The organism is Christiangramia sediminicola, from assembly GCF_031344135.1.
Taxonomy (GTDB): Bacteria; Bacteroidota; Bacteroidia; order Flavobacteriales; family Flavobacteriaceae; genus Christiangramia; species Christiangramia sediminicola.
In genome coordinates this window covers 26,608-41,004 of sequence record NZ_JAVJIU010000006.1, presented here as the reverse complement: position 1 = coordinate 41,004, position 14,397 = coordinate 26,608, and the positions used below count along the sequence as shown (strand labels likewise).

12 protein-coding genes are annotated in these 14,397 nt (G+C 38.7%); all 12 read left to right on the top strand.

Going from position 1 to position 14,397, the window contains the following annotated elements:
* The first annotated feature begins 81 nt into the window (after positions 1 to 81).
* The gene (locus tag RE431_RS14720; RefSeq protein ID WP_309562728.1) at positions 82 to 699 is read left to right on the top strand and encodes a hypothetical protein; all 618 of its coding nucleotides are present in this window, start codon (positions 82 to 84) and stop codon (positions 697 to 699) included.
* A 307-nt stretch (positions 700 to 1,006) separates the two neighbouring features.
* Positions 1,007 to 1,168, top strand: a complete 162-nt coding sequence (locus RE431_RS14715; protein ID WP_309562727.1) for a hypothetical protein — start codon at positions 1,007 to 1,009, stop codon at positions 1,166 to 1,168.
* Between the two features lie 12 nt (positions 1,169 to 1,180).
* The gene (locus RE431_RS14710; protein WP_309562726.1) at positions 1,181 to 2,839 is read left to right on the top strand and encodes a recombinase family protein; all 1,659 of its coding nucleotides are present in this window, start codon (positions 1,181 to 1,183) and stop codon (positions 2,837 to 2,839) included.
* Positions 2,840 to 3,001: 162 nt separating this feature from the next.
* Positions 3,002 to 4,207: a phage integrase SAM-like domain-containing protein gene (locus tag RE431_RS14705; protein WP_309562725.1), complete on the top strand. Its 1,206-nt coding sequence runs from the start codon at positions 3,002 to 3,004 to the stop codon at positions 4,205 to 4,207.
* Between the two features lie 99 nt (positions 4,208 to 4,306).
* Positions 4,307 to 4,726, top strand: coding sequence for an HYC_CC_PP family protein (locus tag RE431_RS14700; RefSeq protein WP_141876715.1), 420 nt, complete (start codon positions 4,307 to 4,309; stop codon positions 4,724 to 4,726).
* A 108-nt stretch (positions 4,727 to 4,834) separates the two neighbouring features.
* The gene (locus RE431_RS14695) at positions 4,835 to 8,620 is read left to right on the top strand and encodes an efflux RND transporter permease subunit (protein ID WP_309562724.1); all 3,786 of its coding nucleotides are present in this window, start codon (positions 4,835 to 4,837) and stop codon (positions 8,618 to 8,620) included.
* Entirely contained in the window at positions 8,617 to 9,840 is a 1,224-nt protein-coding gene (locus RE431_RS14690) for a TolC family protein (protein WP_141876713.1), read from the top strand. Before RE431_RS14695 ends, RE431_RS14690 begins: the two co-directional genes overlap by 4 nt.
* On the top strand, positions 9,837 to 10,403 hold the full coding sequence (locus tag RE431_RS14685) for a helix-turn-helix domain-containing protein (protein WP_141876712.1): 567 nt from the start codon (positions 9,837 to 9,839) through the stop codon (positions 10,401 to 10,403). The genes RE431_RS14690 and RE431_RS14685 overlap by 4 nt, the downstream gene beginning before the upstream one ends.
* A gap of 70 nt (positions 10,404 to 10,473) precedes the next feature.
* On the top strand, positions 10,474 to 12,903 hold the full coding sequence (locus RE431_RS14680) for a multicopper oxidase domain-containing protein (protein ID WP_309562723.1): 2,430 nt from the start codon (positions 10,474 to 10,476) through the stop codon (positions 12,901 to 12,903).
* A gap of 35 nt (positions 12,904 to 12,938) precedes the next feature.
* Positions 12,939 to 13,259, top strand: a complete 321-nt coding sequence (locus RE431_RS14675) for a four-helix bundle copper-binding protein (RefSeq protein ID WP_298350576.1) — start codon at positions 12,939 to 12,941, stop codon at positions 13,257 to 13,259.
* A 75-nt stretch (positions 13,260 to 13,334) separates the two neighbouring features.
* Positions 13,335 to 13,925, top strand: a complete 591-nt coding sequence (locus tag RE431_RS14670) for a DUF3347 domain-containing protein (RefSeq protein ID WP_309562722.1) — start codon at positions 13,335 to 13,337, stop codon at positions 13,923 to 13,925.
* Positions 13,926 to 14,375, top strand: a complete 450-nt coding sequence (locus RE431_RS14665; RefSeq protein ID WP_141876708.1) for a heme-binding domain-containing protein — start codon at positions 13,926 to 13,928, stop codon at positions 14,373 to 14,375.
* Positions 14,376 to 14,397: the final 22 nt, after the last annotated feature.

The window sequence follows — 14,397 nt, the reverse complement described above, 5'->3', positions numbered from 1 at the left end:
CTGGAAGTTTTTCCTTTATATCCTCTTTACATACTGTTTATAACGGTATAAATAACAAAGATTAAGAATATGAATATCTAAATGAAGTATTATTCAATGAATGAATTCCTGAATAAGATTGAAGTAAGCAGAAGCACAGTTAGTCGCTTCTATTCAAAATATACTCAAAAAGCAGACGAAAGGAAACCTTCTGGTAAAAGATTATTAATTCCTGAAACTCATATCAAATATTTCAATTTCGATTTAATGCTTGAGGATGAAGCAAGAATCAATAAAAGAATGAGAAATATGGAGAAACTTTTGGATTGTATAAGGCACAAAGAGGATATGCCTACATTTCTCTTTCAGATGGAATGGAATATTTTCGGCACCATTTCTTATAGAGATGAGTTGAGCTCCAAGAGCAGTTATAACCGAATGCAGAAAATTTGGAATAAGATTGAAACTAAATATAAAGTAAATAATTCGCTTCGAATGTATTTTACTACCGAACATTATGGTATCCGAGACGGTCATCATAACCATTTCGTAATATACAGCGAGAACAAGAAATATCTTGAAGATATCAATTTAATGATTAAGAATATGAATAAGTTTGATAGAGTTGACCTGGAGGAATACGACCCATATGATTCGGGTATATACTACATATCTAAAGATGGTAACAAAGGAGAGAGATGGGATATATTCATGAGTTGAATATTGTTTTTTTAACCCTTAATGATGGCCTCTGCATTAGCAGGGGCTTTTTTTATACCTATTTAGACTCTTCACAATCATCGGGTTTTAAATGTTAACCTTCCAACATTTTTGTCCTTTTTCACCAATAACAGCATTGTTTTTTAGAGAAAAGTGTAATAGGTTTGAGAAGAAGAGTTTCAACTGAATTAGTTTTTTGTCTTGGCTTACATGCAGACGTTAAAGGAATAACCTCCATTGAGAGGATGATTTCTCTCTCCACCGTGTAAAAAATAAATAGAGAAGATAATAGTGGAGAATTGAAAATATGCATGACCCCAATTGGGATGATGACTTCAAGTCGAATAAACTCACTCTTGAAGAATTAAAAAAAATTAAAGGTTTTGAAAAGATAGATAATATGAAGGGCGAAGAGATGATAAATGATGCTTTCGCTTTGGCCAGAATGATTCTGGATATAATTGATTAAAAGTAAGTTGATATGGATTTAAATAAATTTTATAGATATAAAAAAAATGGCAAGGTCCAGGCCCTAAGTAAAAGTAAGGAAATATGGATGTACACCAGGGTCAGCAGTAAAGAACAGACCAAGAAAAAATATAGCATTGAAGGGCAAATAAACAATATTAGAGACTATGCAAGATTACATGGCTACACTATAACAAAAGAACATGGAGGAACTTACGAAAGTGCAACGGGAGACTTTACCAGAAAGGAATTCAAACAACTTTTTGATAGTGTTAAAAAGGCCAGACGTAAGCCGTATGCTATCGCTATTAAGTTTATAAGTCGTTTCTCTCGCTCAGGTGGTGGAGCTATAAGTTTAGTTGAAGAATTAGTGAATAATGTTGGTGTACACTTAATTGAAACCAGCACTGGTTTAACCACTAAGGATGAAAAGGACCGTCTTGAAATATATGATAAACTTCTTGCCTCGAAACGTGAAAATATGGTCAGATTGGAGCGCACTTTACCTGCCCTAAAAGATTTTTTAGAAGATGGCTTCTGGCTGGGTAGACCACCTAAAGGCTATACTATGTTTGGTGAGAGAGTAACTAATTTCGAAAACCGAAGAGAAGGTCAAAAAATCGAGATAAATGAGGTTGGCAAGATTCTCAGAAAGGCATGGAAATGGAAGGCAGAAGGTATGACCGATGCAGATATTCGGTATAAACTACTGGATAAATTTCATTACAAAATATCCAAGCAAAATCTTTCCGCTATGTGGAGAAAACCATTTTACGTAGGCGTAAATACTAATGCAATGCTTGACGCTCCTGTTAAAGGGAATTGGCCACCACTGGTAACTGAAAAAATTTGGGACCAGGTTCAAAAGCGTTTAGATGGAGGAAACCGTAAATCTGGATATGAGAAAGCTCCCGTAAGTAAACATAGACCATTGACTGGTTTTATTTATTGTTCCCAATGTGGTGCAGCAATCACAAGCTATATCGCCAAGAAGAAGCAGGTCCACTATTACAAATGTCAACACGGAAAAGGTGGAAATATGAATGCATATACTACACCAAGAAGCAGAAAGCCTGGTGTGAATAATTCTTTCATCGAATTCCTATCTAAATTTGACCTGGATAATTCTAAAAGAAGACTTCTACAAGCACAAATTGAAAAATTGATAGACGAACACACCAATGAGAAAAAGAACAGCGCAAGGGTCCTTAAAAAGGAATTGAATACACTTGAGCTGAAATTGGATAAGGTTAATGAAAAATTCTTGCTGAGTGATAGTGCCGATGAAAGCACATATGAGAAAGTCAAAACTCAATTAGAAAATGATATTAGGAGAATAAAGAGCCAATTAGAGGATAATCCAGAAAAATTATCGAACCAAGTAGATTTAATAAATAGCGCCTTGGATTTTTGCCAAAACATCAGTGCACACTGGGCTTCGGGAGATATCCATCAAAAATTGAAAATTCAAAAAACTCTTTTTCCTGAAGGTTTAGTCATTAATCCCGAAACAAGGCAATATCGAACCAAAAAAATAAATGGGCTACTATCTGCAATCGGAGATATAGCAAGGGATTCAGAAAGTAAAGACAATAAAAAAAGCCACCGTAAAGGTGGCCTGTCTTACTTAGTAGCGGGAACTGGACTCGAACCAGTGACCTTCGGGTTATGAGTTTTTGATACTATGCTATCAATTTAATATAAAAACATTGAAAATCAATTGTTTATATACTATTTAATATAATTTGACAACATATGATATCAAACAAAACCAACAAATGTTGTACCTATGTTGTACCTAAAATGATTATCTTTATGACCTAAATATTTTGTTATGGCAACAGTTCGGGTAGTGTTAAGAAAAAAGAAAAACAAAGCTGGGTTGCTTCCTATTGCAATTAGGATTACAAAAGACCGTAAAAGCTCTTATCTAAATACGGGTCAATATATTGAGGAAAAATATTGGGATAGGATTAACCGGAATGTTCGCAAATCGCACCCTAATTCTAATGTATTGAACAATTTTATAACCACTAAGGTTGCAGAAGCAAACGATAAGGTCATAAAATCTGAAATGAATCCTGAATACCAAACAGTTTCAGAAATAAAAAATAAAATTGTAGTTACCAAAGGACTTGATTTTTTCGCTGTGGCTGAAATGCATCTTCAAAACCTTAAAAACAGAAACAAACACCATCAATATGATACTGAATTTGGTCGATTAAAAAAATTTAAAGAATTTCTTGTTAAAGATTCACTTCCCTTCAATAAGCTTAATGTTACAGTTTTGAAAAAATTTGAAACTCACTTATTACATAGTAAAAACCTTTCGCCAAGAACGGTAGTGAACTACTTAATCCTCATAAGAACAATATTTAATTTAGCTATTTCTGAAGCAATTACCGATAGAGGTTTATATCCATTTGGTAAAGGAAAAATGACAATTAGGATTCCCGAATCACAAAAAATAGGATTCTCAGCAGAAGAGATTCAGAAGTTAGAAAATGCAGAAGGAATAACGGAAGTCCAACAAAAAGCTATCCATATTTGGCTTGTAAGCTTTTACTTCGCAGGCATAAGAGTTGGTGATGTATTAAAATTAAAGTGGTCAGATTTCAATGATGGACGCTTACACTATCGAATGAACAAAAACAGTAAATTAGTTTCTCTTAAAGTACCAGATAAGGCTATAGAAATTTTCAATTTATATAAAGAAGAATCATCATATGGCGGTCTTGTATTTCCCCAATTAAAAAGTGTAAACCTTAGCGATTCTGAAGAAGTGACAAAGCGAACTCAATCTATAACCAGAAACTTGAACAGAAGACTGAAGATTGCTGCTAAACAACTCGGCATAAATAAAAACATTAGTATGCACATAGCCAGGCATAGTTTTGGAAATATATCCGGGGATAAAATCCCAATTCAAATGTTACAGAAACTATATCGTCATTCTTCCGTAACGACTACTATACGTTATCAAGCTAATTTCATCCATAAAGATGCTGATGATGCATTGGATAGCGTGGTTAATTTTTAAATAAAATATGATTATTTTCTACATCAGTTCAATGTAGCAAACAAATTAAATTTGTGTTAATCCCAATAAAAACTGTTAAGATTTTGTAATTTTGCAACAATGAAGCAAGTGTCCCATAAAATATTATCCATTTCGATGGCTTTCGTAGTGATGTTCTCTACAATGTCATTTACCGTGGATATGCACTATTGTGGGGAAAATTTGGTCGATTTCAGTTTATTCTCAAAGGCTGAAGGTTGTGGAATGGAAAAAGCGCAACCCGTAAAAAGTTGTGAGAATCCTAAAATGACTGAAAAATCCTGTTGTACTGACCAGCAAATAGTCAAGGAAGGCAAGGACGACCTTAAAATATCTTTTGACACGCTTTCATTCGAGCAGCAAACGTTCATCGCTGCTTTTACCTTTTCTTATATAAACCTTTTTGAAGGAACCGAATCTAAAGAAGTTCCTTTTGAAGATTACCCGCGACCCTTTGTCAAACGGGATGTGCAAGTGCTGCACCAGACTTTCTTAATTTGATTTGTTAGATTTTTAGAATGAAGCCCAACAGCTACGCTGTAGTGGGCTAAAACTCGTGTTTACCATTATTTGCAACACGCAATTCCAAAACTCTAATAATCAAATGCCATGCTGAATAAGAGCATTAAATTTCTCATAGAAAACAAACTTGTTGCCGTTCTACTTCTCGTCCTATTTGTGGGTTGGGGCGTGGTCAATGCGCCTTTTAATTGGGAAACTGGCTTTTTGCCAACAGACCCAGTTGCCGTAGATGCCATACCTGACATTGGCGAGAACCAGCAAATTGTTTTTACTAAATGGCAAGGCCGCTCGCCACAGGATATAGAAGACCAAATCACATATCCGCTTACCACTTCCCTTCTCGGTATTCCAGGGGTGAAAACCATCCGTAGTTCTTCAATGTTTGGGTTTTCCAGCATCTACATCATTTTTGAAGAAGACATTGAGTTCTACTGGTCACGCAGTCGCATACTTGAAAAGCTGAACTCACTTCCTGCAAACCTTTTACCTAATGGTGTTAACCCATCATTAGGGCCAGATGCCACAGGATTAGGACAGATATTTTGGTATACGTTGGAAGGTCGTGATAAAGATGGCAATGTAACTGGCGGTTGGGATTTACAGGAATTGCGTAGCATACAGGATTACTATGTAAAGTACGGGCTATCATCTGCAAGTGGTGTTTCTGAAGTGGCTTCCATAGGTGGTTATGTTCAGGAATATCAAGTGGATATCGACCCAGAAAAAATGCGCCAATATAATGTGAGTATGGGCGATGTAGTCAAAGCCGTAAAGCAGAGCAATCAAGATATAGGCGCACAAACGCTCGAAATCAATCAAGCCGAATATCTTGTTCGCGGATTGGGTTATGTAAAGTCTATCGCAGACATTGAAAGTGCTGTTGTATATTCTGAAAATTTCACTTCCATCCGTATCAAAGATGTCGCTAACGTTCATTTAGGCCCAGCTACTAGGCGTGGTATTCTCGATAAAGAAGGTGCCGAGGTCGTCGGTGGTGTTGTAGTCGCTCGCTACGGTGCAAATCCGCTGGAGGTTATTAATAATGTTAAGGCTCAGATTGCAGAATTAAGCTCTGGACTTCCCACCAAAACCTTGGCAGATGGTCGCACTTCACAAGTAACCATCGTTCCATTTTACGACCGTACAGAACTTATAGAAGAAACGTTGGACACGCTCAACGAGGCACTTACGCTGGAAATTCTTATAACTATTCTCGTCATTATCATAATGGTATTCAACTTGCGCGCGTCCATCCTTATTTCAGGATTGTTGCCCGTAGCCGTTTTGATGGTTTTTATTACGATGAAGCTCTTTAATGTAGATGCAAACATAGTTGCCCTTTCAGGTATTGCCATTGCCATCGGTACAATGGTGGACGTGGGCGTCATACTTGCCGAAAATATGATACGGCATTTAGAAGATGAAAAATTACGCTTTCGCGAAAGCGGAATAGCATTCACAACAAATGAAATCTTTTACAACGCAACTGCGGAGGTCTCAGGAGCTATCCTGACTGCAGTTTTAACAACGATTATCAGTTTCCTTCCTGTATTCACTATGATTGGTGCGGAAGGAAAATTATTCCGACCGCTTGCCTTTACCAAAACAATGGCGCTCTCAGCATCGCTTATCATTGCCCTTTTCCTGATTCCGCCTTTTGCAGCATTCCTTTTTCGTAAGACAAACATCAGGAAACGTTCAAAGCATTTATTGAATGGAGTCCTTGCGGTATTGGGTGTGGCTGCATTTATTTATGGCTATTGGTTAGGTTTGATTCTCGTGGCATTTGCGGCTTGTGGCTTTTTCTTTTTACTCAAAGCGAGAAAAGAATACCAGCTACATATTTATAAGTACAGCTTCACGCTGAACCAGAACATCATAAATATTATTATTTCGGCCACAGCGATTGTGCTGCTTCTGGCAGAATACTGGCGACCATTAGGTTTTGACCGCAGCATCGTGATGAACTTAATATTTGTTTCCATCATCTGTTTTGGGTTGCTGGCCGTGTTCTCAATTTTTAGAATCTACTATGAGCGCATCTTGAGATGGGCACTTCAGAACAGGTTTCTATTCTTGATAATTCCCACCACTGTGCTCGTGCTCGGTTTCATTATTATGCGTAATACGGGCAAAGAGTTTATGCCAGCACTCAACGAAGGTTCATTTCTTTTAATGCCTACATCCTTGCCGCACGCAGGTGTTGAAGAAAACAAGCGTGTACTACAACAGCTCGATATGGCTGTGGCAAGTATTCATGAAATTGAAACCGTAGTGGGGAAAGCTGGAAGGACAGAAAGCGCACTGGATCCAGCACCATTATCGATGTATGAAAATATGATTCAGTATAAATCTGAATATATGCGCAACGAATCTGGTAAGCGACAACGCTATGAAGTTAATGACGACGGCCTGTTTGTACTGAAAAACAACAAATTCATCATTAACCCAAACAATGAGATAGATGAAGATGTGAACTATGGAAAAGATTCGCTCAAGACTACTGCCACAAGCAATGATTTGATTGAAGATGAAGATGGCGAATACTACCGAAACTGGCGACCAGAAATCAGCAGTCCAGACGATATTTGGAACGAAATTGTACGAGTGACCAAATTACCAGGCGTGACATCGGCACCCAAGTTGCAACCCATCGAAACCCGATTGGTAATGCTACAAACGGGAATGCGAGCACCGATGGGCATCAAGGTAAAAGGTCCCGATTTAAAATCGATAGAAAACTTTGGACTTCAACTGGAAGACATCCTAAAACAAGCTGAAGGCGTTAAGGAACAAGCCGTTTTTGCAGACCGAATCGTGGGCAAACCGTACTTGCTCATAGATATTAAGCGAGACCAATTGGCTCGTTACGGCATATCTATAATGGATGTGCAGGAAATCCTTCAAGTGGCGGTTGGTGGTATGCCACTCACACAAACTGTGGAAGGTCGTGAACGCTATGCCGTTCGGGTTCGTTATCCACGAGAGCTACGGGCAAACCCAGACGACCTTAAAAACATCTACGTTCCCGTAGAAAAAGGCAGTCCTGTACCGCTGGGTGAATTGGTTGAAATTCGATACGAACAAGGACCACAAGTCATTAAGAGTGAAGATACTTTTCTAATTGGCTATGTGCTGTTTGATAAACTCGATGGCTTTGCAGAAGTAGATGTGGTAGAAAATGCCCAAGCACTCATTCAGCAGAAAATAGATAATGGCGATTTGGTCGTACCACAAGGAATCAGTTACCGATTTACAGGAACGTATGAAAATCAATTACGGGCAGAAAAAACGCTATCGGTAGTTGTGCCACTTTGTTTGCTGGTCATTTTCTTGATTTTGTATTTCCAGTTCAAGTCGGTTTCTACTTCTCTTATGGTTTTTACTGCCATTGCTGTAGCCTTTGCAGGTGGTTTCATTATGATTTGGTTATACGGTCAGGATTGGTTTTTCAACTTCAGCTTTTTTGGCGAGAATCTACGGGACTTGTTCAATATGAAAACCATCAATTTAAGTGTGGCTGTTTGGGTAGGATTTATCGCCCTTTTTGGTATCGCCACAGATGATGGTGTGGTAATGGCCACCTATTTAGACCAATCCTTCAAAAGCAATGAGCCAGATTCTCAAAAAGGTATAAGGCTCGCCACTTTGGAAGCGGCTGGAAAACGTATCCGTCCGTGTTTGATGACAACCGTAACCACAGTTTTGGCACTACTACCAGTACTCACATCCACAGGAAAGGGAAGCGATATAATGATACCGATGGCGATTCCCATTTTTGGTGGAATGATAATCGATGTTACGTCCTATTTCTTACTGCCAGTCTTATACAGCTGGAAAAAGGAATACCAACTTAAAAGAGCAAACAGATGAAGAAATTAAAATATATACTCGTGTTTTTGTTTGTTTCCGCTTTCGCGAAAGCGCAACAATTACAATCCTACATTCAGGAAGCCGCAGCCAATAATCCAGAAATCCAAGCCTTTGAATTGCGGTACAACATCGCCGAAGAAAAGGTAAACGAGGCCAACTGGATTCCTAATACTGAATTCAGCGCTGGGTATTTTGTGAGTGAGCCAGAAACCAGAGTGGGCGCGCAACGAGCACGCATAGGTTTTAAACAGATGTTGCCTTGGTTTGGGACAATTACTGCAAAGGAAAATTATGCCTCTTCCATGGCAGATGCAGAATATGTGGAAGTCACTATCGCAAAGCGTAAGTTGGCATTACAGGTCGCTCAATCCTATTACATGTTATACTCCATAAGAGCTAAGCAAAAGGTACTTGACGAGAATATCCAATTGTTGGAAACCTATGAGCGACTAGCGCTCACATCAGTAGAAGTTGGTAAAGCCAGTGCGGTCGACGTTCTGCGATTGCAGATACGACAAAATGAGCTACAGCAACAAAAGGAAGTGCTGGAAGAAGAGTTTGTAGCTGCACAAATTTCATTCAATAACCTGCTCAACCAGGAAGAAAACACTTTACTTGAAACTCCAATTATGATGGAGATCCCGACCGATGATCTTGTCTATAATATGGACAACCTGGTGCTCAATCCTGAGTTGCTCAAGTACGATAAACTTTACGAATCTGTAACCCAATCGGAATTACTCAATCTACGGGAAGCGCAACCTATGTTTGGATTTGGCGTGGATTATTTGCCAGTAACAGGAAATGACAACTCGATGTTTAGCGATAATGGAAAGGACGTTTTGATGCCTATGGTGACAATGACGATTCCCATTTTCAACAATCGGTATAAATCCATCACAAAGCAGAATGAATTACGCCAACAAGAAATAGAATTTCAGAAAAGCAATCAATTGAATGTGTTGGAATCCGCTTTCGCGAAAGCGAACTCCCTACGAAATCAAGCCAAGATAGCATTCCATACGCAAGAAAAAAACCTGAAACAAGCTCGAGATGCGGAGCAGATATTAGTCAAGAATTACGAGACAGGCACCATAGATTTCAACGATGTGCTGGATATTCAGGAACTGCAACTCAAATTCCAGATGAATCAGATAGCATCGATCCAGATGTATTATGAGCAGCAAGCCATGATGAACTACTTAATAAACCAACCGTGATCAAGGATTTCTACATAAAAAACATGGTGTGCAACCGTTGTATCAAGGTGCTTAAAAATGAAATTGAGGCGCAGGAAATACGTTTGATTGAGATTGAGTTGGGCCGTGTACAATTGGATATTGAAAATGAGGATCAACTCAAGGTTTTAGAAAACATCGTCATCAACAATGATTTTGAGATTATCGATTCGGCAGAAGATAGGATTACCGAGCAGGTCAAGATTCAACTATTGAAAATGCTGGAAGATTTACCGCTTGACATGGATGGGAAACTGTCTGATTTATTGATGCAGAAAATGAATCAGGACTATTCCAAAATAAGCAAGGTTTTTTCATCCACCGAAGGTATTACGATTGAGAAATATTTCATCAAACTGAAAATTGAAAAAGTCAAAGAACTCATCCAGACACAGCAACCAAATTTTACTGAAATAAGCCAAATGTTGAATTATAGCCATATCAATCATTTGAGCGGTCAGTTTAAAAATCAGACGGGAATGAGCTTGACAGCTTATAAATCCCAACAGAAAAATTTTAGGAATTCCTTGGACAAAATTATGTAGATAACAACCATAATTATGACACAAGCTGTTGATTTACAGCGGTAATTTTATCAAAATAAAATTAAATACTATGAAATATAAAATCACATTACTTCTAACGATGCTCATCGCTTTTGGTGCAAAAGCTCAATTGGTAGCGAACGAGACCGAAGAAAATGTTGATAATTGGCCAGAACGTGTTTATGACTTAACCATAGATTATAAAACCGTAAACTTTACGGGTAAGGATGTTCAGGCGATGACCATTAATGGTGGCATACCTGGACCCAATCTTGAGTTCAATGAAGGCGAGTTTGCCATTATAAATGTGACAAATAATATGGATGTGGAAACATCTGTTCATTGGCACGGTTTAATTCTACCAAATTTCTATGATGGTGTTCCATACCTAACAACGCCACCTATTAATCCCGGCGAAACCCAACAGTACAAATTTGCATTAAAACAATCTGGAACGTATTGGTATCACTCGCATACTGGTCTGCAAGAGCAACGTGGTGTATATGGTTCCATCCAAATTAACCCAAAAGAAACTGATTTAGAATACGATAAAGATTTAGTGTTTGTACTATCAGATTGGATAGATGAAAGTCCTCAATCCCAACTTAAAAATCTAAAACGTGGTAACGAATGGTACTTGATTAAAAAAGGACAGGTTCAAAGTCTTGATAAATTAATTGCACAAGGTGCGGTAGGTGCCAAGTTAAAGATGGCGTGGCAGCGTATGCCTGATATGGCAATTTCAGATAATTATTTTGACAAATTTTTTATCAATGGTAGTGCTTCACAGGATTACCCAGATTTTCAGCCTGGCGAACGTGTGAGACTTCGATTTGTAAACGCAGCCGCAGCTTCCTATTTCTGGCTCACATTTGGTGGCGAAGATCCGATGCTCGTATCTGCCGATGGGCTGGATGTCGTTCCAGTACCGCATAACAAAACCTTGATAGGTGTTGCTGAAACCTACGATTTTATAGTGACGATTCCAGAAAATGGAAAACTGCAAGTGCGCGCTACGGCACAGGATGGTTCTGGCGAAGCTTCGGCGTTTATAGGTACTGGAAATGTATTGGAAGCACCTGTAGTTCCAGAGCCCAATCTTATTAAGAATATGAAGCAAATGATGTCTATGGGAATGAAAATGGGCGCACCTGCTTCAAAATTCAACCCATCAAAAAACGATTCCATTCAAGTAATGGAAAAGTATAAAATGGAAATGGGCGGTATGCAAATGGATGGTATGTCTATGAAAGATGAAAAGATGGAAATGGATGGAATGGCGATGGATTCTACCAAAATGGCTCACAATAAAATGGACCATTCTAAAATGGATATGAAGGACGACAAAATGAAGATGTCCAAGACCGAAATGAAGATGAAGAAAGGAAAGGCAAATATGGATATGGATGGTGATATGAAAATGGACGGAATGAAGATGGGCTATATGGTGCCAAAGGATAAAGTAGTAGGTGATAATATGAAAACGGGGGGTAATCCAGAGTTCAATTACAACTATTTACGGTCGCCTGAAAAGACCGTATTTGAAAACGATAAACCCGTAAAGGAAATGCTATTCAATCTTACTGGAAATATGAACCGTTACGTCTGGTCTATCAACGGTGTTCCTCTTTCAGAAACCGATAAGATTAAAATTAAACAAGGCGAAGTCGTGCGTGTTACTCTCAATAATCTCACGATGATGCACCACCCAATGCACTTACACGGTCACTTCTTTAGAGTATTGAATGAGAACGGCGAGTATTCGCCACTAAAGCATACAGTAAACGTGGCGCCAATGCAGAAAGTTGTATTTGAGTTTGCTGCTGACGAAACCGGTGATTGGTTTTTCCATTGTCACATCCTTTATCATATGATGAGCGGTATGGCAAGGGTTTTTAGTTACGATACACCTCGTGACCAGCGTCTAAATGATTATCCACTTACCAACCTTACCAATGAAGCAGACCACATATTTACTTGGGGCGAAATCACGGCTGCGAGTCATATGACCGAGCTATACGCTACCGCAACAAACATTAGAAATCAATTTACCTTTAGGGGCGAATATGGCTGGAACAAAAATCTTGAAGCAGAGTTCACATATGAGCGCTATCTCAATGATTACTTCCGTGTATTTGGTGGTGTAAACGTAGAGAATGAAGGCGAAGACAGCCTTGAAGAAATAAACACGACCGCCATTGCTGGTGTCCGTTGGTTAATGCCATTGCTCATTAATTCAGATTTCAGAATAGATAGCAAACTGCGACCACAGGTAAGTTTCAGTACTGGTTTTATGATTTTCCCACGATTGGGGATTTATGGCGAGTATGAATACCAGATGGATTTTGGCTGGGACGGCAAGTTGCCCGAAGGTCAGGACTTTGAAGAAGAAACCACGTGGCAAGTTGGACTGGAATATGTGCTAAGTAGAAACTTCTCATTAATGGGAAGTTTTGACAACCGCTTTGGGCCTGGTGGCGGACTGTCATTAAGATTTTAAAAATTAAAACTGAATATTAATAAAAACTATAAACTATGAAAAATTCAAAATTGATTGAAGCTTTAAACAACTGTATCACACATTGCAATTACTGCTCAGATGCTTGTCTAAATGAAGACAACATCAAGATGATGGTTGACTGCATTCGCACGGATAGAGCCTGTGCCGAAGTATGTAGCACGACGGTAAAATTGCTGGCTATGGATTCCGCTTTCGCGAAAGCGATGGTAGAAAAATGCCACGAAATATGTAAGCAATGTGCCGATGAATGTGGCAATCACGACCACCAGCATTGTAAAGATTGTGCAGAAGCCTGTAAAAAATGTGCTGATGCGTGTGAAGCCTATTTGGCATAATCAAAACAACAGATTCCCATTTTTAACGAAATGGGAATCTATTATTCTAAAAAATAACCCTTAAAACCAAAATATATGAAAATAGTAACAAGAACGATAGGAACAATGGCACTTGCTGTGACAATGGTACTAACGGTTTCCTGCAAAGATGGAAACAAGAACGAACCGGCTGCACCTATGAGTAACGAGATGCACCAAGAGTCTATGGATGACAAAGACGATATGGCGATGAGTGACAACCAAGATGCAAAAGCAGAAGCAATCCTAAATGACTATTTCAACTTAAAAGATGCGCTTGTAGGCGATGATAATGGCAAGGCGAAAGAATTGGGAAATGCATTGGCTCAATCTCTTAAATCCTTTGATGCTTCAAACTATTCTTATAATGAAAAATCAGAATTAAATGACATTATCGAAGATGCCACAGAACACGCAGAGCATATTTCAGAAAGTGATATTAAGCACCAGCGTGAGCATTTTAAGATATTAAGTAAGGATGTAACCGATATGGTTGCCATCACAGGTACACAAGCGAAACTATACGAGCAATTTTGCCCTATGTATGATGGTGGAACTGCGTGGTTGAGCAAAGAAGAAAACGTGTTGAATCCTTATTACGGAAGCCAAATGTTGAGATGCGGAAAGGTTCAACGAGAAATCAACTAATTGAAGTTTCTTAAAATCATAGCGTGGATTGCCCTTGTGGCATTGGTAGTGATTCAGTTCTTTCCAGTAACCCTGAACGAGAGCGATACCATACCACAAAGTGATTTTATGTTAGTGAATAAAGTACCTGCAACGATTAAAAATCAGTTGCAGGTTTCCTGCTATGATTGCCATAGCAACAATACAGATTATCCGTCGTACAGCAAGATACAGCCTGCCGCTTGGTTTCTGGAAGACCACATCAAGGAAGGAAAGGATGAACTAAACTTTAATGAATGGGACACCTATTCCAGTCGTAGGAAGAACAGCAAGCTGCGTTCCATTATAAAGCAGATAGAAAGTGGCGAAATGCCTCTGGTCAGTTACACACTCATCCACGGTGGTGCACGATTAGATAGTACCGCTGTAAAAGAAATTATAGGCTATATGGAAAGCCTACAAAAAGATTAAGTCCTGATACGGGAAAGTGATT

Excerpts from the sequence above, each read along its gene's own strand:
- RE431_RS14720 (WP_309562728.1), top strand. The coding sequence starts at position 82 with ATGAAGTATTATTCAATGAATGAATTCCTGAATAAGATTGAAGTAAGC.
- RE431_RS14715 (WP_309562727.1), top strand. The coding sequence starts at position 1,007 with ATGCATGACCCCAATTGGGATGATGACTTCAAGTCGAATAAACTCACT.
- RE431_RS14710 (WP_309562726.1), top strand. The coding sequence starts at position 1,181 with ATGGATTTAAATAAATTTTATAGATATAAAAAAAATGGCAAGGTCCAG.
- RE431_RS14705 (WP_309562725.1), top strand. The coding sequence starts at position 3,002 with ATGGCAACAGTTCGGGTAGTGTTAAGAAAAAAGAAAAACAAAGCTGGG.
- RE431_RS14700 (WP_141876715.1), top strand. The coding sequence starts at position 4,307 with ATGAAGCAAGTGTCCCATAAAATATTATCCATTTCGATGGCTTTCGTA.
- RE431_RS14695 (WP_309562724.1), top strand. The coding sequence starts at position 4,835 with ATGCTGAATAAGAGCATTAAATTTCTCATAGAAAACAAACTTGTTGCC.
- RE431_RS14690 (WP_141876713.1), top strand. The coding sequence starts at position 8,617 with ATGAAGAAATTAAAATATATACTCGTGTTTTTGTTTGTTTCCGCTTTC.
- RE431_RS14680 (WP_309562723.1), top strand. The coding sequence starts at position 10,474 with ATGAAATATAAAATCACATTACTTCTAACGATGCTCATCGCTTTTGGT.
- RE431_RS14675 (WP_298350576.1), top strand. The coding sequence starts at position 12,939 with ATGAAAAATTCAAAATTGATTGAAGCTTTAAACAACTGTATCACACAT.
- RE431_RS14670 (WP_309562722.1), top strand. The coding sequence starts at position 13,335 with ATGAAAATAGTAACAAGAACGATAGGAACAATGGCACTTGCTGTGACA.